Origin of the sequence: Mangrovimonas futianensis (assembly GCF_021245805.1) — a bacterium.
Taxonomy (GTDB): Bacteria; Bacteroidota; Bacteroidia; order Flavobacteriales; family Flavobacteriaceae; genus Mangrovimonas; species Mangrovimonas futianensis.
The window spans coordinates 2,501-5,625 of record NZ_JAJJNF010000018.1 but is presented as its reverse complement, the minus strand read 5'-3'; the positions used below and the strand labels follow the sequence as shown (position 1 = coordinate 5,625).

Below are 3,125 nucleotides of genomic sequence, written 5' to 3'. Positions count from 1 at the left end.
ATTTCAAAAAAACTTCAAAAAAAGGTTTGGAAAAGTTTGTTGGATAGGAAAAAAGGGTGGTATATTTGCACCCGCAAACGGGGAAACCGGGAGCGTAAGTTCATAGAAAGTTTGAGATACTGGGGTTAAGGGATTGGTTTTAAGGCCGGTCAAAAAAAACCCAAAAAAAATATCAAAAACATGTTTGTAGAATCAAAAAAGGTTGTATGTTTGCAGCCGCAAAAATAGCGAGAGTTATGAGTAGCGAAGTTCTTATAAAGGTGTTGGTGTTTTGGGAATGGAAACGGGGAAAACAGTCTTCGAAAAAAAATTCAAAAAAAAAGTATCAAAACTATTGTGAGGTTAAAAAAAGGGTTTTATATTTGCACCCGCTTAACAAGGAAACGAGTTAAGAAAGAAGATAAGAAAGTTCATAGACATATTGAATTGACAGCGTAGAAAGGTACTGGAAACGGTACTTTTCACAACAAGAGAATAAACCATTTTGAGTCCCTTTTCAGTCTTAAAGTTGTTAAAGATTTATAAGATTTAACGATGAAGAGTTTGATCCTGGCTCAGGATGAACGCTAGCGGCAGGCCTAACACATGCAAGTCGAGGGGTAGAAATAGCTTGCTATTTTGAGACCGGCGCACGGGTGCGTAACGCGTATGCAACCTACCTCTTACAGGGGAATAGCCCAGGGAAACTTGGATTAATGCCCCATAATATATATGAATGGCATCATTTTTATATTAAAGTTCCGGCGGTAAGAGATGGGCATGCGTTCTATTAGCTAGTAGGTGTGGTAACGGCACACCTAGGCTACGATAGATAGGGGCCCTGAGAGGGGGATCCCCCACACTGGTACTGAGACACGGACCAGACTCCTACGGGAGGCAGCAGTGAGGAATATTGGACAATGGGCGAGAGCCTGATCCAGCCATGCCGCGTGCAGGAAGACTGCCCTATGGGTTGTAAACTGCTTTTATACGGGAAGAAACCTCCCCTCGTGAGGGGAGCTGACGGTACCGTATGAATAAGCATCGGCTAACTCCGTGCCAGCAGCCGCGGTAATACGGAGGATGCAAGCGTTATCCGGAATCATTGGGTTTAAAGGGTCCGTAGGTGGATTGTTAAGTCAGAGGTGAAAGCCTGCAGCTCAACTGTAGAATTGCCTTTGATACTGATAATCTTGAGTCATTGTGAAGTGGTTAGAATATGTAGTGTAGCGGTGAAATGCATAGATATTACATAGAATACCGATTGCGAAGGCAGATCACTAACAATGTACTGACACTGATGGACGAAAGCGTGGGGAGCGAACAGGATTAGATACCCTGGTAGTCCACGCCGTAAACGATGGTCACTAGCTGTTCGGACTTCGGTCTGAGTGGCTAAGCGAAAGTGATAAGTGACCCACCTGGGGAGTACGTTCGCAAGAATGAAACTCAAAGGAATTGACGGGGGCCCGCACAAGCGGTGGAGCATGTGGTTTAATTCGATGATACGCGAGGAACCTTACCAGGGCTTAAATGTAAGTTGCATGATTTAGAGATAGATCTTTCTTCGGACTACTTACAAGGTGCTGCATGGTTGTCGTCAGCTCGTGCCGTGAGGTGTCAGGTTAAGTCCTATAACGAGCGCAACCCCTGTTGTTAGTTGCCAGCATGTAAAGATGGGAACTCTAGCAAGACTGCCGGTGCAAACCGCGAGGAAGGTGGGGATGACGTCAAATCATCACGGCCCTTACGTCCTGGGCTACACACGTGCTACAATGGTAGGTACAGAGGGCAGCCACTGCGCGAGCAGGAGCGAATCCACAAAACCTATCACAGTTCGGATCGGAGTCTGCAACTCGACTCCGTGAAGCTGGAATCGCTAGTAATCGGATATCAGCCATGATCCGGTGAATACGTTCCCGGGCCTTGTACACACCGCCCGTCAAGCCATGGAAGCTGGGAGTGCCTGAAGTCCGTCACCGAGAGGAGCGGCCTAGGGTAAAATCGGTAACTAGGGCTAAGTCGTAACAAGGTAGCCGTACCGGAAGGTGCGGCTGGAACACCTCCTTTCTAGAGAAAGACGACTAAGAGGTTGGAAATACACATTTCGGTTTATTCTCCTGCTGTCGATTTAATTAAGATATCTATAATAAAGTAGAGAGTCTCATAGCTCAGCTGGTTAGAGCGCTACACTGATAATGTAGAGGTCGGCAGTTCGAGTCTGCCTGAGACTACGAATCTTCAACGAAGGATTGCGGAAGCAATTGTGGATTGAAAACGTTCATTACAAGATTGAAAGGAAATTTTAGAAGTTGGGTATCCCAAGTTGACGTATAGGTCATCGATTAACTGATAACTGTTAACTGATTACCGACTACTGAAGAGAAATGGGGGATTAGCTCAGCTGGCTAGAGCGCCTGCCTTGCACGCAGGAGGTCATCGGTTCGACTCCGATATTCTCCACGAGCCCTAAGGGGCATAAGTTCATTGACATATTGAAAAAAGATACATGAAAATTAGATAGAAAATATCTAAAAACATAAATTATTGTAACGAGCAATAATAAACTCATTGAAAAGACAAAAAGTACAATAAGCTAAATAAGGGCGTATGGGGGATGCCTAGGCTCTCAGAGGCGAAGAAGGACGTGATAAGCTGCGAAAAGCCGTGGGGAGTGGCACATACACTGTGATCCATGGATATCCGAATGGGGCAACCCGCTATGTTGAAGACATAGTATCCGAAAGGAGGCGAACCCGGGGAACTGAAACATCTAAGTACCCGGAGGAAGAGAAAACAAAAGTGATTCCGTTAGTAGTGGCGAGCGAACGCGGATTAGCCCAAACCAGTATTGTTACGGCAATGCTGGGGTTGTAGGACTGCGACATTGATTGCTTTAGGAACTGGAAGCGTTTGGAAAGACGCACCGTAGGGGGTGATAGTCCCGTACAGGTAACGACAGTTAATCATAGCAGTATCCTGAGTAGCGCGGGGCACGTGGAACCCTGTGTGAATCTGCCGGGACCATCCGGTAAGGCTAAATACTCCTGAGAGACCGATAGTGGACTAGTACCGTGAGGGAAAGGTGAAAAGAACCGTGAATAACGGAGTGAAAGAGAACCTGAAACCATACGCTTACAAGCGGT

The 3,125-nt window shown here is 46.1% G+C and carries 2 tRNA genes and 2 rRNA genes (1 of these 4 cut by a window edge); all 4 read left to right on the top strand.

The features are described from left to right. Positions 1-531 precede the first annotated feature (531 nt). A 16S ribosomal RNA gene (locus tag LOK78_RS16320) occupies positions 532-2,049 on the top strand. Positions 2,050-2,139: 90 nt separating this feature from the next. Next, positions 2,140-2,213: transfer RNA gene (locus LOK78_RS16315), tRNA-Ile, on the top strand. A 155-nt stretch (positions 2,214-2,368) separates the two neighbouring features. Beyond that, a tRNA-Ala gene (locus LOK78_RS16310) sits at positions 2,369-2,442 on the top strand. A 126-nt stretch (positions 2,443-2,568) separates the two neighbouring features. Beyond that, positions 2,569-3,125: ribosomal RNA gene (locus tag LOK78_RS16305) — 23S ribosomal RNA — on the top strand; it runs 2,264 nt beyond the window's last position. Together the 16S and 23S rRNA genes with 2 tRNA genes alongside form the textbook arrangement of a ribosomal RNA operon.